Raw genomic sequence first — 16,047 nt, 5'->3', positions numbered from 1 at the left:
GGTCGCTCCCCGTGTGGGGAGCGTGGATTGAAACGCAATCAAGGCACGCACAAGATCGCCCGGGCCGGCGTCGCTCCCCGCATGGGAAGCGTGGATTGAAACTTCGTAGACCATCGCCAGCACGTTTCCGATCATCGTCGCTCCCCGCATGGGGAGCGTGGATTGAAACGAGAACTCGACGCTGATCGGCATGTACTTCATCAAGGTTGCTCCCCGTACGGGGAGTATGGGTTGAAACGGTTAGGAGGGCTCGGGGCCAGAAAGGGGCTTTGGGTTAATCCCCCCATGGACTAAACATGGCTACGTATGGCACAATAACATCCTAACGTCGCTCCCTACACGGGAAGCAGGAAGAAATGCCCGAGCTCAATCGATTAACGCCTGCCACACCTTGCCCTTCCCCGCACTCCCCCAATCCACGACAACGAGAAAAACAGGTAAACGCGACATGCTGCCGCGCTTACCTGTTTTGTATTCTTCCCGCAGCCAAAGCTTAATCCAAGTCAGCTAGGCAAGTGTCCGAGATTCCAACAAGAATTTTCCTCATGTCTATTCCGTCATCGCCTTCTCCCCATTGCTCCTTCGGAGAACATAAGAGTTGTACTCATCCTGCTCGATCTCCAGCCTGCCCTGAAAATCAAACCCGCATTTTTCGAGGACTCGATTGGACGGCAGGTTGCGGACAAGCGCGACCGCGCACAGAGCCTCGACATCGGCCTGATCAAACAAATAGCGTATCATCGCTTGTGCCGCTTGAGCCGCATAACCTCTGCCCCGATGATCCTTGGAGACGGCGTACATGATCTCGCGGTTCGGCCAGGGCAGCTCATCCTTGATTCCAGAGCAGCACCAGCCGATCAGCTCCCCCGTCTCCTTCAAAATAATCCCCATCCGAAGACGCAGCTCGCCGACGTCCTCTTTTTGCTTGACCGCCTGCAGAAACCGCTTGGTCTCCGGAATCTCATATTGGAGCAGCCACTCCTTGCGCGTATCCTTGGATACGTTCCATCCCGGCAAGCAGGAATGAATCTCCGGCTGCCAGGTCAAGGAGTGAAAACGATCCAGATCCTCGGCGATGAACTCTCTCAGCATGATGTGCTCCCCGTCGAGCTGGAAGAGCTGATCCTCCCCGCTAGATGAAACATGATTTTCCATGAATCTGCCCCCTATCGGCCATCGAATGATGTCTTCTCATTCATCCTAACACCGCCGGGAGCTTCAAGGCGGAGCCAAAACGACTATAACGGGTTCCAACCGAAAAAGCGTCCGAACCGCTCGTTAGAACGGTACGGACACTCCTTCAGTCGTTGCTCCTACGTCGCCTGTCTAATCGCTAATGCGTATACGTATAATGCGGCGAATCATACTGCGGGCCGCTTTTCTCGTAGGTGAACCACAGCTCGATCGACTGCCCGGAGGTCAGCCCCTGGATCGTGTGCGTCCAGGTCGAGCCGCTCTTGACCATACGCACGTTCTGCTGGTTCGCTCCGTTCACGAGATAGTGGACGTCCACATAGGCCGCGGCGGTGCTGGGCGTGAACGCGATCGACTCCGAGGAGCCGCTCTTCGTCACGGTGGCGGTGAAGTCCGCATGCGTGTAGGTCTGGCCAGCCGGCGGCGTCGGGGTCGGCGTGGCCGTTGGCGTCGGGGTCGGCGTCGGTGTTGGCGTCGGTGTTGGCGTCGGTGTTGGCGTCGGATTGCTGCCGCCCGCGCCTTCTGTCGCCGAGCCGTTCGCCGGCACGCTCATCGTCTTGCCGTCGGAGAACGTCACCGTGATCGCCGAGTTCGTCAGGTTGTAGGCGGTGTAGGTCTTCACGCCGTTTTTGTTGAACACGGCATAGGCCGGCGTATTGGCCGTGACCGTGCGGTCCTGGTTGCCGATCGCGTCGAGATTGTAGATCCAGTGGTACGCGAACGCTTTGGAATTGCCCGCTTCTGCCGACAGCGCGCCGCCGCGCGAGGTCCAGAAGCTTTTGGCTTCGCCGGGGTTCGAGATCGCGCGGTACATGTAGATCAGGTCCTCCCACGCGTCAAAGCTCGTGCCGCCGTTCTCCGACACCAGCGCGTTGTAGTTGCGCGTCGTGTAGTCCGGGTACTGCGTCAGGTAGAGCGAGGCGCCGGTGAAGGGCAGCCAGTTGATGCCGTGCACTTCCTCCGGGTTGCCGGTCCACCAGGTGCCGTCGCCGACGGTCTTGCCGCCCCATACCATGCTCGCCGTGGAGCGCGTGAAGCCGGCCGGTCGGTTCTGGTTGTTGACGTCGAACCAGTATTCGTTGATCGCGTTCATCTCCGTCGTGTACAGGTAGATGCCCGTGTCGCGCGCGGCGGTGTCGCCGGTCGCCTGGCCCCACAGGATCATGCCCGCCCAGGCGTTCATGCCCTCGGAGGAGGATTCGTTGTTGTTGCCGTCGCCGAAGCGCGCATGGCCGGCCGCCCAGGAGTGGCCCGCGTACGGATCGAAGTTGCGCAGGTACGGGAACATCGAGTCGCTGCGGCTGCTGCTCGCGATGTCGCGGATGAGCAGGTTGACCATCGGTCCCCACTGCGTCGCCCAGGCTTTGTCCACGCGGGCGATCTCGGCGGCCGCCTTGATGAAGTAGCCATAGTGGAAATGATGGTCGTTCAGCTCGTTGTTCGAGCCGTAGCTGGCCGGGTAGCCGATGACCGTTCCCCAGGTGTTGTTGTAGTAGAACACCTGCGACGATTTCAGATTGCCGGCGCTGTCGCTCGACTTGAACCAGCTTTGCAAAATCGTCTTGATCTCGCTGCGGAATTTGTTCGCCGCCGTCGTGTCGCCGACCTGGTCGGCGATCGGGGCGAGCGAGGCGAGCTTGCCGAGGCGCTTGCCGATCCAGTACGTGTCGCCGTCGCCCGTGTACGTCTCGGCTTCCGCCTGGTCGACGTACTGCTGCAGCTGCTGGCGGTTGTACGAGCCTTTGTCCGGCAGGCTAGGCAATACTCCGTAATACTTCATCTTCGTCTGGAAGGAGCTTCCTTCCCCCACCTTCATCTGGCCGCGCACGGAGTTGTAGGCGTAAGAAGTCAGCGCCGTGCTGCTGGTCTTCCACTGATGCGGATAGAGCGCGAACAGCGTGCCCGTCTGCGTGCCCTGCTTGGCCTGAGTCGTGAACGCGTACGTCGTCGTCACCTCGCTGGCGGAGGCGTTGTACGAATAGCTGGCCGTCGTGCCCGTCACATGCGAGTAGGCGTACTGGGCGAACTTCGACAGCGTCGCCGCGGAGTTGTCCGGCAGCGCCGCGACGGAGAAGTAGCTCGTGCCGCTGTTCGTCAGCGTCTTGCCGCCGATGCCGCTCCACGTCGTGCCGCTGGCGCCGAACAGGCCGTAATGCGCGCCCGCGACCGTGATGCCGAGCACCGGCGTCGAGGCGCTGCCCGACCAGATCGTCGGCGTGTCATAGAAGCTGATTTTCGGGCTGCCGCCCGCGTAGGTGAAATACACATACGGCGAGCCGTGGCCGTAGCTGACGTTCATCTCGCTCGCGCCGCTCTTGTACTGGGCTTTGACGAACCAGTCGCTGAAGCCGTCGACCTTGGCATCCGGGAAGCTCGCGACGGCCGAGTGGCCGACCGTGAAGTCGTGGATGTCGTTGATCCAGCCGCAGACGCAGCTCGAGTTGGCCGTGATCCGGTTGCCCGGATAGTAGATGCGGATGCCGCCGGAGCCGTTTTTCATCGCCAGCGGATGCGGATACTGGGCTTCCGAGTACGTGTCCCAGGCGAGGTTGCTCCACCAGTCGTTGGTCGGCATCGCGCCGGTGACGTTGCCCGTCTTGTAGATCTGGCTTTGCACGTTGACCGCTCCGGGCGGCAGCACCGTCGAGTACGAGCCCGCGCCGAGCGCGACCTCGCCGCTATAGGCGGTAGCCGCTCCGGCCGGGACGGCGACCGCGGCGAGCAGGCTGAGCAGCAGCAGCCAGGCGATTCGTTTGTTCATCATGGTCCTCCTTGGGAAATGGGATGGAGATCAAGCCGATAAGGAAACGCTTTCATATTTTGTCGCCATCAGCTCCTCTCTCCTCCAGCGTAGCAGGACGGGACAACCGTTCCTAGGCATCGGATTTCAGGTCGATTCCCATTATTTCACATGGATGGCTGCGCTTGGCCCGATCTCTCCAAGCCCAAAAAAAGCGCCAGGGAGGCGCCTAAGCCGCCTCCATGGCGCTTGTCGGTTTCGCTGCCCGCTCGGAAGAGCCGGCCTAGCCCTGCTGCCTTGCCTACCAGTAAATCATCATCGGCACCTTGCTGCTGACGTCGATCGGAATCTCCTTGGAGCCGAGCGCCGCCGCCGCCTTGGCCGTCAAGTCGCTCCGAATGCCGATCGTCTCGAGGGTGATCGTACGGCCCGACTCCAGCAGGAACTTCGGCTTGCGCTCGTACGGGAACTCCAGTCCGCCGTTCGGCAAGCCTTCGTTGCGCCGGGCCGTCTCGCGGGCGGCCGCGCTGATGCGGCCCGACTGGCGCTTGACCGTGTCGTAGAGCAGATCGCCGTTGCGCGTGGCGGTGAAGGAGTCGGCGAAATACCGTTCCCGGACGATGCGCATCCAGTTGTCCGACAGCCAGCCGGCATCGCGAAACCGCTCTTCCTCGACGATCTCGTCATAGAGGCGCTCGTCGTCGAATTCGCCCCGCTCGGATGGCAGAGCGCTCGGCGTCGGCGTGGCGGTCGCGTCCGGCAGCTCTCCCGCCGGCGAGCTCGGCGTCGGCGTCGGCACGGGCGTAGGAGTCGGCTCCGGCGTCCTCCGCGCCTCCTGCTCGCCTTCATGCAGCTTGCGCGCCTGGACGCCCGCCTCCTGCTCCAGCGCTTCCTCGTACAGCTCCTTGATCGTCTCCACCGCCGCCAGCGCCGCCGCGTCCGCGACGTTCTGCGCCTGGCGCTTCTCGATGAACACCGTGTAGAAGTAGAACAGATAGATCGCGAGCAGAATGAACATCGCCATCATGCCGATGCCGAGCAGCGACATGCCTCCGCGTTCGTCGCGCAGCAGCCGCGCCAGCCGGCCGCGCCTCGCTCCGTCGAGCGCGTCCATCTCAGTCCTCCGCCTCGACTTCGGCATTCTGCGTGATCCAGTAGGCCGCCTCGGCGCGCGTGACCGGCTTTTGCGGCTCGAGCTTCTTGTCCGCTCCGAACGTATCGAGGTACGGCGGCGTGTCCCAGTTCGAGCTGACGTAGGCTTGAACGCCGCCGAGAAAGATCTTGCCGACCTTGTCCCGATCCTCGAAGTTGCGCAGATTGACCTCGGATACCTCCGCCGCCAAAGGCTTGACGACGAGGCCGTAGCGCTGGTACCAGCCCCACAGCACGGTCAGCTGCTCGCGGGTGAGCGGCTCGGACAGCCGCATCGTGCCGTCGGGGAAGCCCGAGATGATGCCGGCCTGCGTCAGGCCCTCCACCAGCTCGTAGCCTTCGTCCTGCTGCTTGACGTCGGAGTAGGTCGGCTCCGGCGCGCGGAAAGGAATGACGCCCTTGTCGTCATACGCCGCCATCCAGCGGATGAACTCGAAGCGCAGGATCGGCTCGTCCGGGCGGAAAGCCCCCGAGCCGTCCAGCACGCCGGCGACCTGTCCGGCCAGCTTGGCGACGGCGGCTTCGCGCTTGTGGCCGGCGATGTCGGACGGGGCGGCAGCGGGGGCGGCCTCCTCGATGCCTTGGACCTCGACCTGCACCTTAGGCGCGGGAGGCGAGAAGCCGTCTCCGCCCGACTCCTCGCCCGCGTTCTCGACGATCCAGTACGCGGCCTGCGAGCGGCTGACGAGCGCCTCTGCCGCCAGGCGGGACGTGTCGCCGAACGTCCGGAGATACGGCTTCCCGTCTGCCACGGATACATAGTGCGCGACCGCGCGAATGTAAGGCTCGGGAATCTCCTTGCGGTCCTCGCGGCTCATGATCACCACCTCGGATGAAAGACGGTCCCGATCGGACTCCTTGATCGACGCGCGGTCCTGGTACCAGGCCCACAGCCGCGCCAGCTCGCCGCGCTGCAGCGGCCCGTCCAGCTGCAGCGGCTTGCCCGGCTCGGCCCCGAGCCGGCCTGCCTCGACCAGTCCATGGATCCAGCCGTAATCGGGACTGTCCGCTTCGAGATCGGGATACATCGGCGGCTTCGACAGGTCTGCGTCCTCCAGGCCTTTGTCGTCGTAAGCGGTCATCCAGCGCAGGAAATCGCCCTTCGTGACCGGCGCGGAAGGCTCGAACAAGCCTCCTGAAGAGGGCGTCGCGATCCCGCTCTCGAGCAGCTTGACGATCTGCTCGCGGAACTTGTGATCGCCGATATCCGTGACGACGACGGATGCCGGCGCCGCGGATGCGGTCGGGACCGGCGTGCCGACCGGTCCTTCGGTCGCGGACGGCGAAGCGGCCGCCGACGGTTTGGGCGACGGCTGCTCGGCGTTGCCGCCGGAGCAGGCTGCGGCGACCATGCCGGTGAGCAGCAGCAAGGCCGCGGCCTTGCTCGTAGAAGAGGGCTTCATCGATTCACAGCCTTTTTTCCGGCTTGCGCAGCCGGGTAGTAGAGTCACAGAGTCAATTCATATAGAAGCGATACAGGTTGAGCCCGCCGAACACGACGACCGCCAGCACGATCCGGATGAGGTAGGAGCGCCGCGTCTGCGCGTCGCCCCGGATGTACATCAGGATCATGACGGCCAGCGCGGGCAGGAAAAACAACAGGAAGAGCCAGATGCCCGTCTCGAAGGTAATATAGTCATGGTTGCCGCCGAGATACGCGATCAGGAAGCAGCCTGCGATGAAGAAGATATTGGCCGCCGTCATCGCCTTGGTCAGCTTCTTTTCATCCATGCGTCTGATTTTTTCGATCATGGAAAGCTTCCTTTCCGAGTCAATTCTTGTCCAGCAGCGGCTTGCCTTGCTTGATCGCCTCGTCGCCGCCGACCTCCACCGCTTCCTGCAGCGATCCTTCGCGGCTCTGCAGCCGGTCGAGCGCGTCCTGATTCCGCTGCAGCTGGTCGAGCTGTCGCTGGGTCACGCGATTGCCGCTATCGTCCCAGCGGCTGATGTTGTTCGCGTTCGCCGTGTCGTTCCAGATCCGATTGAGCTCAATGTTGGTGATCGTCCGGTTGCGGTTCGGAACGACCGTTTCGACGGTCCGCCCGCCCAGATCGGAGAATGAGGTGCCGATGTCCTGCTCGGAGCGCAGCCGGTTCAAGCGGCCGCCGAACAGGCTTTGCAGCACGAAGCCTTTGAAGAAGCCGGACGCCGCGGCTGTCTCGGGATCCAGCTTTTCCTTGGGCTTCGCCAGCGCGACCATGACGTTCTCGAACGTCTGGGAAAAGGTCGCCGCCACCCGCTTGCCGAGCGGGCTGCGCGCCGCCGCTCCGAGAGCGTCGCCGACCCGGTCGAAGACAAGCGCGCCGACGAAGCTTTCGACGGCCATCAGGCCGACTTCGCCTACTGTCGGCAGCTTGCCTTCAAACGTCATCTTGATGCCCATGTTCATGACCATGTTGACGGCCGTGCTGAACTGGAACGTCTTCGACGTCAGCGTGCTTTTCAACGCCGCCACCGGATGCTTCGCCATGTTCAGGAAGCCGCTCTTGAGATTGCCCATGGCGGACTTGGCAAAGCTGGCCATGCGGGAGCCTGCCGTGCGCAGCGCGCTCTTGAGGCCGGCAGAGCGGACGAGCTGGATGCCTCCGCGCACCGCTCCGAACACGCCGGCGTGGCCGAGCGTCAGCACGGTTCCTGCCGCCAGCCCGCCGATGCCCATCGCCTTGACGAAGCTGAAGCTGTCTCCGGCGACGAGCGCGTAGATGCCGCCCGCGATCGCGCCGACGACGAGCGCCGCGATGATGACCGGCGCCGCGAACGTGATGCCGATGATTGCCGCCACCCCGACGACGACGCCGACGACGATCGCTGCGCCGAGCAAGCCTCCGCCGGCGCCTTTGGCAAACTGCACGGTATTGTCCCACAGCTTCTCATACCACGGCTTGCCGCCGTCGGTGTCGGCGCCGCCAGGATCGGACTTTCCGGGATCGGAAGTGCCTGGATCGATGTCTCCGGGATCGGTGTCGCCGGAGTCAGTGTCGCCGGAGTCGGTGTCGCCAGAGTCAGTATCACCGGGCTCGGTGTCGCCGCCATCGGTGCTGCCGGGATCGGTTGTACCATCCGGATCAGTCGTCCCGTCCGGATCAGTCGTGCCGTCCGTGTCGGTCGTGCCGTCCCTGTCGGTCGTCCCGTCCGTGTCGGTATTCCCGCCATCGACGCGGCCCGGATCGGTCGTTCCATCCGGATCCGCCCCGTCCGGATCTGCCCCGCCGGGATCCGTGACGCCGGGATCCGCCCCGCCCGGATCGGTCTGGCCGGGATCGACCTCGCCCGGATCCGCCGATCCCGGGTCCGTATCGTCGCTGTCGCCGGTCGACCCCGGATCGGGCGGTCCCGGCGAGGCGGCATCGCCGGCGTCGTAGTCCGGCCTGCCGGTCGAGCCGTCCGGCACCGCGACCTCGATCGAGGAGGCCGGCTTCTCCGCGCCTTTGTCGGGTATCTCATAGGAGTCCAGCCCGGTGCCGATGCCGCTGTCCGCCTCCGCCAGAGCCGGCACGGCGGCATGCGCCGCGCCGCCCAGCAGCAGCATCAGCAGGATCAGGGCGCGCGTCCAGCTGCGGATTCGAATCGGTCTCACCTCCATGAACCTATTCGTTCGCTTTTTCCTTCATGACCGTCACTTGCGTGCTTATCGGCACCGCCCAGCCGGAGCCGAACAGCGAGCCTGTCACCATCGGCGACTCCAGCACGACGCGCACGGTCACATATTCACCGCTCTCGGAGCGGGAGATTTCACGGATGCCGTAGCTGCCCGCCGTGTTGCGGACCGCTTGTTCATAATGGGGGCCGGCGCCGTCCGCGACCATCGCGGCGCGAGCGCCTTCCATCGCGGCCTGCTTGGCCACGACGGCCGTCATGCCGACGAGCGCGAACTGCACGACGACGAGCACCATGAGCAGGAACAGCGGGACGATGCCGACGAACTCGATCGCCTGCGCCCCGCGCTCGTCGCGCAGCGAACGGAAAAGCGGGCGGACCGCTTGCCGTCCGCCCGAAGCGCCCTTAGATCTTGATCTTGTCGATGAAGCCTTCGATTTTCTCCTTGAGCTTCGAAGCAATGCCACCATCCCCAAACATTGAGAGTAACGCGATGATCAGCACGACGGCTACGGCCGCGATGCCGATGTACTCGATCGCCTGCGCTCCGCGCTGGTTGCTCAGATAGCTGCGCGCTTGCTGTGCTTTTGCGTACAGATGAATGCCAAGAGTCCGGATCATTGGGAAGTCACCTCCTCTCAAGTCGAATGCGGCCTGCGGAAGCGGGAATCCCGTCCGCTTACAGCCCGTTCAGCCCGTCCCAGCTGAAGCCGATGCCTTCCGGGTTGTAGATGAAGTTGAGCACCAGCATGCCGACGATGAACAGGATGACGCCGGGCAGGATGACAAACGTCGTGATCAGCGTCACCTTCGGCCCCGCCTTGGCGGCCCGCTCCTTGACGGCCGAGACGCGCACATCGCGCATGTCCTCGGCGAGCGTCTTGAACGTGCTCGAGATCGGCACGCCGAGCCGGCTGCCCTGGAGGAGCGACAGGATGAGCATCTCGAGCGGCTTGGACTGGTTGCGGTCCATGAGCCGCATGTAGGCCTGCTCGCGCGGCACGCCGATGTCCAGCTCCTGCTGGAAGCGGCTCAGCTCCTCGCGCAGCGGCCCCTCCATCGTGCGCACGATCTGCTTCATCGCCGGATCGAGCGGCACGCCCGCCTGCAGCGTCACGCTCATCGCGTCCATGAAGTCCGGCAGGTCGACGCCGATCTGCTCCTGCCGGCCTGTTGCGGCCGAGCGCAGCCAGAGCGACGGCCAGACGAGGCCGAGGCCGAACAGCAGCAGCACGAAGATCGAGCTGAAGCCGATGAGCGAGAGCATCGTGCCGACGAGCAGGCCCGCGAACAGGCAAAGGAAGCGGAAGCCGTAGAACGTGTCCAGCGTCAGCCCGTGCGGGTGCCCGGCCAGCGCCAGCCGCCGCTCCAGCAGCTCGTCGCTGGCGAACAGCTTGAACCTGCGCCCGAGCGGCGTCAGCCCCTCGGACCAGCGGAAGACGAGGGCGGCGATCCGGGCCGGCAGCCGGTCCTTCTTCTTCTTTTCCTTTTCGATGAGTCCAAGCCGCTGCATCAGCGAGATCCGCTTGATCCAGAACCAGCCGAACAGCGCCATCGACAGCGTCCACAGTCCGAGGGCCGCGTAGAGCAGCCTGACCGGCCATTCCATCTGCATCACGCCTTTATCCGGGATACTTTCTGGATCAGCACGAAGCCGATCGCCATCAGCACGACGACCGCCGCCAGCAGGATCAGGCCCGGCAGCGTGAAGATCGGGGTGATGAAGCCTTTGAACACCATGTTGAACACGAACACGAGAAAGACCGGCATGAGCGCCAGCGTCACCGCGATGTAGCGGGACTCCGCCGTCTGGTTGCTGATCTCGCGGTTCACCCGCTCGCGCTCCTCGAGCGTGCGCGCCAGATGGTCGAGCGCCGCGCCGAGGTTGCCGCCCGCCTGCCGCTGCACGAGGATCGTCTGCGTCATGAGCCGGATGTCCTTGCTCGTGAAGCGCTCATGCACCCGCTCCAGCACGTCGCCGACGCCGGTGCCCATCTGCAGCTCGCGCGACATCGTCTGGAACAGGAAGCCGGCCGGAGGCTTGATCTCGCGCGCGACCATATCGATGCCCTGCTGGATGCTCATGCCGGCGCGCACGCAGCTCGAGAGCATGCGGCAGATTTCCGGCAGCTGCCGGTTGATCTGCTCGCCGAACTTCTGCCGGCGGCTCTTGAGAATCTGCTTGGAGCCGAGGTTGACCGCCAGATAGGCGATGAGCAGGTTGTACGGAAAGCCGAGGCTGAGCAGGCTCGCGATCAGCAGGCTGATGACGGCCCATGCGCCGCTCAGCAGCGACAGCCACTGCAGCGGCGTCAGCTTGATATGCGCCGCCTGGAGGCGGTCCGCCCAGCCTCGCCCGTAGTCGGAGGCGTCGAGCCGCAGCGACAGCCGGCGGACGGCGCTGCGGCTCGCGCGCGCCTCCTCGGTATGCAGCGGCGTCAGCTTGCGGCTGAGCGCGTTCATGCCCCGCCGCGCCTGCACGAGCTCGATCATGCCGTACAGGCCGAGCGCGGCCGCGGCGAACACGGTCAGCAGGAACAGGCTATGCTCCGGCATGGCTCATCTCCCCCTCGCGGTCCGGCAAGTAGAAGTCGAGGCCGAGGTCGTAGCCGAGCGCGGCGATCTTGCCGTGGCACTCCGGCACGTAGCCCGTCGTCTCGAAATGGCCGATGCCGAGCCCGTTTTTGTCCGTCCCGGTCCGCCGGTAGCGGAACAGCTCCTTCAGCTTCAGCTGTCCGTCCTCGTCCGCCGCCTCCGCGATCGAGACGATCTTGCGCGTGCCGTCCGGCAGGCGCAGCGTCTGCACGACGAGCTGGATCGCCGCGCTGATGAACGGGCGGACGACATCCGCCGTCATCGAGGCGTTGGACATGAGGATCATCGCCTCGAGCCGGCTCATCGCATCCTTGGGCGAGTTGGCGTGGATCGTCGTGAGCGAGCCCTCATGGCCGGTGTTCATCGCCTGCAGCATGTCGAGCGCCTCGCCGCCGCGCACCTCGCCGACGATGATGCGGTCGGGGCGCATGCGCAGCGCGTTCTTGACGAGATGGCGGATCGTGATCTCGCCCGTCCCCTCCATGTTGGCGGGGCGAGCCTCGAGCGAGACGCAGTTTTTGCGGCCGAGCCGCAGCTCGGCCATGTCCTCGATCGTGATGACCCGCTCGCCGACCGGGATCGCCGCGGAGACGATGTTGAGCAGCGTCGTCTTGCCGCTGCCCGTGCCGCCCGAGATGAGCAGGTTCATCTTGCCGGCGACCGCCGCCTCGAGGAACCGCGCCATCTTTTCGGAGAGCGAGCCGAAGCCGAGCAGGTCCTTCATGCCGTACGGATCCTTCTTGAACTTGCGGATCGTCAGCACGGGGCCGTGCAAGGCGATCGGCGGGATCGCGGCGTTGACGCGGCTGCCGTCCTCGAGCCGTCCGTCGACGAGCGGCGAGCTCTCGTCCACCCGCCGTCCGATCGGGGCGACGATGCGGTCGATGATGTGCCGGATATGGTCCTGGTTCTTGAACTGGACGCTCGCCTGGCTGATCCGGCCCTTTTTCTCGATGTAGATCTCGCTCGGGCCGTTGACCATGATCTCCGTAATCTCGTCGTCCTGCAGCAGCGGCTCGAGCGGCCCGTAGCCGACGGAATCGTCGAGGATCATGTCGAGCAGGCGCGTCTTGTCCATCTGCGTGATGATGACCTTCTCCTGCTCCATCATCTCCGTGATCAGCTTCTCGATCGTCTTGCGCTTCTGGTAGGTCGGGAGCCGGATCAGCTGGTCGAGGTTCGTCTCCTTGAGCAGCCGCTCCTTGTAGTGGTTGAACAGTCCGTCCAGAAAGTCCTGCGGCTTCTCAGAAGCCGGCCTGTCGTCCAAGCTGCTGCTGAGCCGCTGGAAGATCGACATGGACCTCGCCTCCTTCTTCCTGGAGCAGCCGCTTCGCCAGCTCGGCGTATTCCTTGAGCGGGCCGCGCATCCGCTTGATCTTCATGCCGGGCTCGACATGCAGCGGCTTGCCGACATTCATCCGGGTCTGCAGGCCGCGCTTGACGTCCTCCGGGATGACCCCGATGACCGGCACCGACACCATCTTGGCGAGATCGTCCAGCGTCACGTCGGCCTTTTTGCTGTGGCGGTTGACGACGATCGACAGCTGCTCCGGATCGGTCAGATGGTAGCGGTCGATGATGTCCAGCGCATGCTTCATCCGCACAATCGACGGACGGTCGACGGCGAGCAGGTACAGCACGCGGTCGGCGTTGCCGAGCGCCGCGATCGACACCTCGTCGAGCGGCTTGGGCAGATCGAGCACGATGTAGTCGAAATGCTGGCGGCAAGCGCTGAACAGCAGCTCCATGTCGCTGCCGCCGAACGTCTCCGCCTCCTGCGGATGCGCCGGGGACAGCAGCACCTGGACGCCGGACGGGTCCAGCTTGTACAGGACATTGCTCAGCTGGCTGTACGTCAGCTCCTGCAGCACCGACTTGAGGTCGCCGAGATCCCGCTCGGCCTGGATGTCCAGGTAGTGCTGCAGGCCGCCGTACTGCATGTTGAGGTCGACGAGCAGCACGCGCGCGCCGGGCTTCATCGCCAGCATCTGGGACAAATGAAGCGCGGCGGTCGTCGTCCCGGAGCCGCCGGACGCGCTGTACAGGGCATAGATGCGGCCGCCGGACGCGCGGCTCGCGCGCCCCGCAGGTCCGCCCCGGTAGGCGCGGACGAGGCGCTGCGCCTTTTGCACCGACGCCTCCAGCTGGTCGAGCTCGTCGGGGATGCGCAGCACGTCGGCGATGCCGGCGCGGTACAGCTCGCGGATCTGGGCGAAGTCGCCGCTGCGGCTCAGATAGAGGATCGGCGCCGATTCGTTGACCTTCTTGAGCTGCTGCACGACCGCCGTCAGGTCGATCGCCTCCAGCGGCTCCGCCAGCAGGACGACGCGCGGCTCCGCCGGGCTCAGCTCCATGTAGGCCTCGCGCGGCTTGGCGATCTGCTCGCCGATCGTGAAGTTGAGGAACGTCACGTTCTGCCGCAGCTGCTGCATGAGCCGGCTGTCGTCGGTAATGAGGGCGAGCTTGGCGTTGTCGCTCATGTCATTGTCCTCCCTTCGCCGGCGAAGCGGACGGAGACGGCTTCACGGACGGGCTTGGCTTGGCGGCGGAGTCCGGGGCAGCCTGCGTCTTGGCGGCCGAGCCGGAGCCCGGCGCGGCGCCGGCCGTGCCGGAATCCGGCGCGGTCCCGGCAGCGCCGGAGCTGGATGCGGCGCCGGATGCGGCGCCCGCTGCCGGCGAGGCCGACGGGACCGGAGACGCGGGCGGCGAAGCGCTCGGCGCGGCTGCGTCCGGCAGGGACCCTTTTTCCTGCGCGGCCTTGGCGTTCCCGGTCTTGAGCAGCCGCACCTCCTTGCCGTAGTTGAGCGCCCACACGACGCTCTTGGCATCCGCGAGCTTGACCATGACGCCGACGGCCGTAATCTCGTCGCCGGTCTTGTGCACGCTGCTGACGGTAACGCCCTTGAGCAGCACCTGCGTCGTGCGCCGGTCGGCTCCGGCCGTCTGGCCGCCCTCGCCGTCCTGCTCGTAGGAGATGAGCAGGTCGACCTGATCGTAAGCGTCGATCTGATCGTCGAACACCGCCAGCGGGGCGCGCAGCAGCACTTGGCGGAAGTCGCCCGAGACGAGGCTGTTGTCGCGCAGCATCGCCTGCGTGATGACGGCTCCTTTGACGATCGGAACCATCGAGACGCGGCCGATCAGATCGGCGGGCGATTCGATCAGGCTGTCGAGCATGTATTTCCGAGGCAGCTCCTGCTCCTCGAGCAAGGTCTCGTCGATCACCCTGCCGGCCGGAATGTCGCTGCCCGCCACCTGCACGGTGACCAGCTCGCCGAGACTGTCTTTCGTTTCCTGCATGTAGCTGGAGAAGAGAATGACGGCCGCCGCTCCGAAGGCTAGCGAGAGCAGCAGCAGCAGCAGCGCGCGCCGCTTGGATTCGAACATCGTCTGAACACCTCTTGGTCGATGATGTAGGGGCAATGCGGTGAATCGTCGGAGCCCAGATCCGGGCGGATGGGAGCCATGCCGCGCTGGGCGGACGTTCGGAATCGGATGCGGGCGGCATCCGGATGCGGCAGGCAGCCGGGCTCAGCCCGCCCACGCCGCCAGCATCACGGCGCCGGCGCCGACGGCGAAAAACGGCGCCATCGGCAGCTCTGCCGCGCTGACGCGGCGGGGCATGAGCCTGCGCAGAAGCAGCAGCGGCCAAGCCAGCAGCCCTGCCGCGAGAAATCCCGCCGTCATGGCGGCCAAGCCGCCCAAGGCTCCGAGCGCCGCGCCGATGGCGGCCAGCAGCTTGATGTCTCCCCCTCCGAACAAGCCTCGGGAGAGGAAGGCGACGAGCAGCCCGGCGGCCAGCAGCCCCGCCGCTCCGCCGAGCGCGGCGAGAATGCCTGCTCCCGCCGGATGGACCGCATGGAGCGCGACGAAGTACAGCAGCGCCGGGATCGTGGCATGATCGTAGATTTTCCGTACGGCGAGGTCGGTCGCGACGCTGTATGCCAGCAGCAGTCCCAAAGGCACATATAGCCAGCCGCTCAAAATCGGATCCCTTCCTTCTAATGCCACCCATTGTGTCAAAAAAAGTTTTGCCAAGTAAATAAGGCTTTTGGCGCGGACGGTTTTTCAATTAACTTTCTTTTTGTAACTCTAGTGCCAAAACGATCGGGAATTTCTTCTTTTTTCCTGTTCTCGTGTATATAAACCGTTTTTTTTCGTTTGAAAACAGTTCTTTCGGCTTAGTAACTTTTGCTCAGAAGAATGGTATCAATATATCGTTATTTCCCAAGCCTCCCAACGGGAATGCGACTTCCGTCGGACAATGCCTGCAGCAAAAAAGCCGCCTCGCCGGTCATCGTGACCGGCGAAGCGGCTTTGCAGGTTCGTGCTTCGAGACGGCGGCGCAGGCGCCGCTCAAGCGCCGCTCGGCAAGGCTCAGCTTAGGCTGCCGAGCGCCTCGCGCGAGAACGGCTGCAGCTCCGACACGCGGCCGTCGCGGATCTTCTCCGCCCAGGCCGGATCGGTCAGCAGCGCGCGGCCGACGCCGACGAGATCGAATTCTTCGTTGTCCAGCCGCTTGATCAGCTCCTCGATACGCGGCTCCTCGCCGCCCTTGCCATCGGGGGACACGCTCGCAAACGCGGCATCCAGGCCGACCGAGCCGACCGTAATGACCGGCTTGCCGGTGATGCGGCGCGTCCAGCCGGCCAGGTTGAGCGCAGAGCCCTCGAACTCCGGCTCCCAGAAGCGGCGCGTCGAGGCGTGGAACACATCGACTCCGGCGGCGCTCAGCGGGGCGAGGAAGCGCTCCAGCTCCTCCGGCGTCG

16 protein-coding genes are annotated in these 16,047 nt (G+C 64.7%); all 16 read right to left on the bottom strand.

Annotated elements, in window-relative coordinates; translation table 11 throughout:
• Positions 1-201, bottom strand: a 201-nt coding sequence (locus tag H582_RS32635; protein ID WP_028600230.1) for a hypothetical protein, incomplete at its 3' end; no start/stop codon positions are given.
• Between the two features lie 348 nt (positions 202-549).
• A complete protein-coding gene (locus H582_RS0121795) occupies positions 550-1,155 on the bottom strand; it encodes a GNAT family N-acetyltransferase (RefSeq protein WP_028600229.1) in 606 nt (201 codons plus the stop codon).
• A 178-nt stretch (positions 1,156-1,333) separates the two neighbouring features.
• Positions 1,334-3,955, bottom strand: a complete 2,622-nt coding sequence (locus tag H582_RS0121790) for a glycosyl hydrolase (RefSeq protein ID WP_028600228.1) — start codon at positions 3,953-3,955, stop codon at positions 1,334-1,336.
• A 280-nt stretch (positions 3,956-4,235) separates the two neighbouring features.
• On the bottom strand, positions 4,236-5,048 hold the full coding sequence (locus H582_RS0121785) for a pilus assembly protein TadG-related protein (RefSeq protein WP_028600227.1): 813 nt from the start codon (positions 5,046-5,048) through the stop codon (positions 4,236-4,238).
• 1 nt (position 5,049) lies between these two features.
• Positions 5,050-6,489 carry an S-layer homology domain-containing protein gene (locus H582_RS0121780; protein WP_028600226.1) on the bottom strand — a complete coding sequence of 480 codons (1,440 nt, stop codon included), beginning with the start codon at positions 6,487-6,489 and terminating at the stop codon, positions 5,050-5,052.
• A 52-nt stretch (positions 6,490-6,541) separates the two neighbouring features.
• Positions 6,542-6,838, bottom strand: coding sequence for a hypothetical protein (locus H582_RS0121775; RefSeq protein ID WP_028600225.1), 297 nt, complete (start codon positions 6,836-6,838; stop codon positions 6,542-6,544).
• 19 nt (positions 6,839-6,857) lie between these two features.
• Positions 6,858-8,663 (bottom strand): hypothetical protein, encoded by a 1,806-nt coding sequence (locus H582_RS30470; protein WP_156876717.1) that lies wholly within the window; start codon positions 8,661-8,663, stop codon positions 6,858-6,860.
• Positions 8,664-8,673: 10 nt separating this feature from the next.
• Complete coding sequence (locus H582_RS31390) at positions 8,674-9,144, bottom strand: TadE/TadG family type IV pilus assembly protein (RefSeq protein ID WP_164820199.1); 471 nt, start codon at positions 9,142-9,144, stop codon at positions 8,674-8,676.
• Positions 9,089-9,304: a Flp family type IVb pilin gene (locus tag H582_RS28980; RefSeq protein ID WP_043111752.1), complete on the bottom strand. Its 216-nt coding sequence runs from the start codon at positions 9,302-9,304 to the stop codon at positions 9,089-9,091. The genes H582_RS31390 and H582_RS28980 overlap by 56 nt, the downstream gene beginning before the upstream one ends.
• A 58-nt stretch (positions 9,305-9,362) precedes the next feature.
• Positions 9,363-10,298: a type II secretion system F family protein gene (locus H582_RS0121755; protein WP_028600223.1), complete on the bottom strand. Its 936-nt coding sequence runs from the start codon at positions 10,296-10,298 to the stop codon at positions 9,363-9,365.
• Entirely contained in the window at positions 10,298-11,239 is a 942-nt protein-coding gene (locus H582_RS0121750) for a type II secretion system F family protein (RefSeq protein ID WP_028600222.1), read from the bottom strand. Before H582_RS0121750 ends, H582_RS0121755 begins: the two co-directional genes overlap by 1 nt.
• Positions 11,226-12,575 (bottom strand): TadA family conjugal transfer-associated ATPase, encoded by a 1,350-nt coding sequence (locus H582_RS28975; protein ID WP_043111750.1) that lies wholly within the window; start codon positions 12,573-12,575, stop codon positions 11,226-11,228. Before H582_RS28975 ends, H582_RS0121750 begins: the two co-directional genes overlap by 14 nt.
• Positions 12,523-13,758, bottom strand: a complete 1,236-nt coding sequence (locus H582_RS0121740; RefSeq protein WP_028600221.1) for a CpaE/TadZ family protein — start codon at positions 13,756-13,758, stop codon at positions 12,523-12,525. The genes H582_RS28975 and H582_RS0121740 overlap by 53 nt, the downstream gene beginning before the upstream one ends.
• A gap of 1 nt (position 13,759) precedes the next feature.
• Positions 13,760-14,665, bottom strand: coding sequence for an SAF domain-containing protein (locus H582_RS0121735; protein ID WP_028600220.1), 906 nt, complete (start codon positions 14,663-14,665; stop codon positions 13,760-13,762).
• Positions 14,666-14,809: 144 nt separating this feature from the next.
• Complete coding sequence (locus H582_RS30465; protein ID WP_052333532.1) at positions 14,810-15,262, bottom strand: prepilin peptidase; 453 nt, start codon at positions 15,260-15,262, stop codon at positions 14,810-14,812.
• Positions 15,263-15,655: 393 nt separating this feature from the next.
• A partial coding sequence (locus H582_RS32495; RefSeq protein WP_028600219.1) for a hypothetical protein occupies positions 15,656-16,047 on the bottom strand: 392 nt, incomplete at its 5' end.

Source organism: Paenibacillus pasadenensis DSM 19293 (assembly GCF_000422485.1).
Lineage (GTDB): Bacteria > Bacillota > Bacilli > Paenibacillales > Paenibacillaceae > Paenibacillus_O > Paenibacillus_O pasadenensis.
The sequence above is the reverse complement of the archived record's forward strand: the minus strand, read 5'-3'. Positions and strand labels throughout refer to the sequence as shown.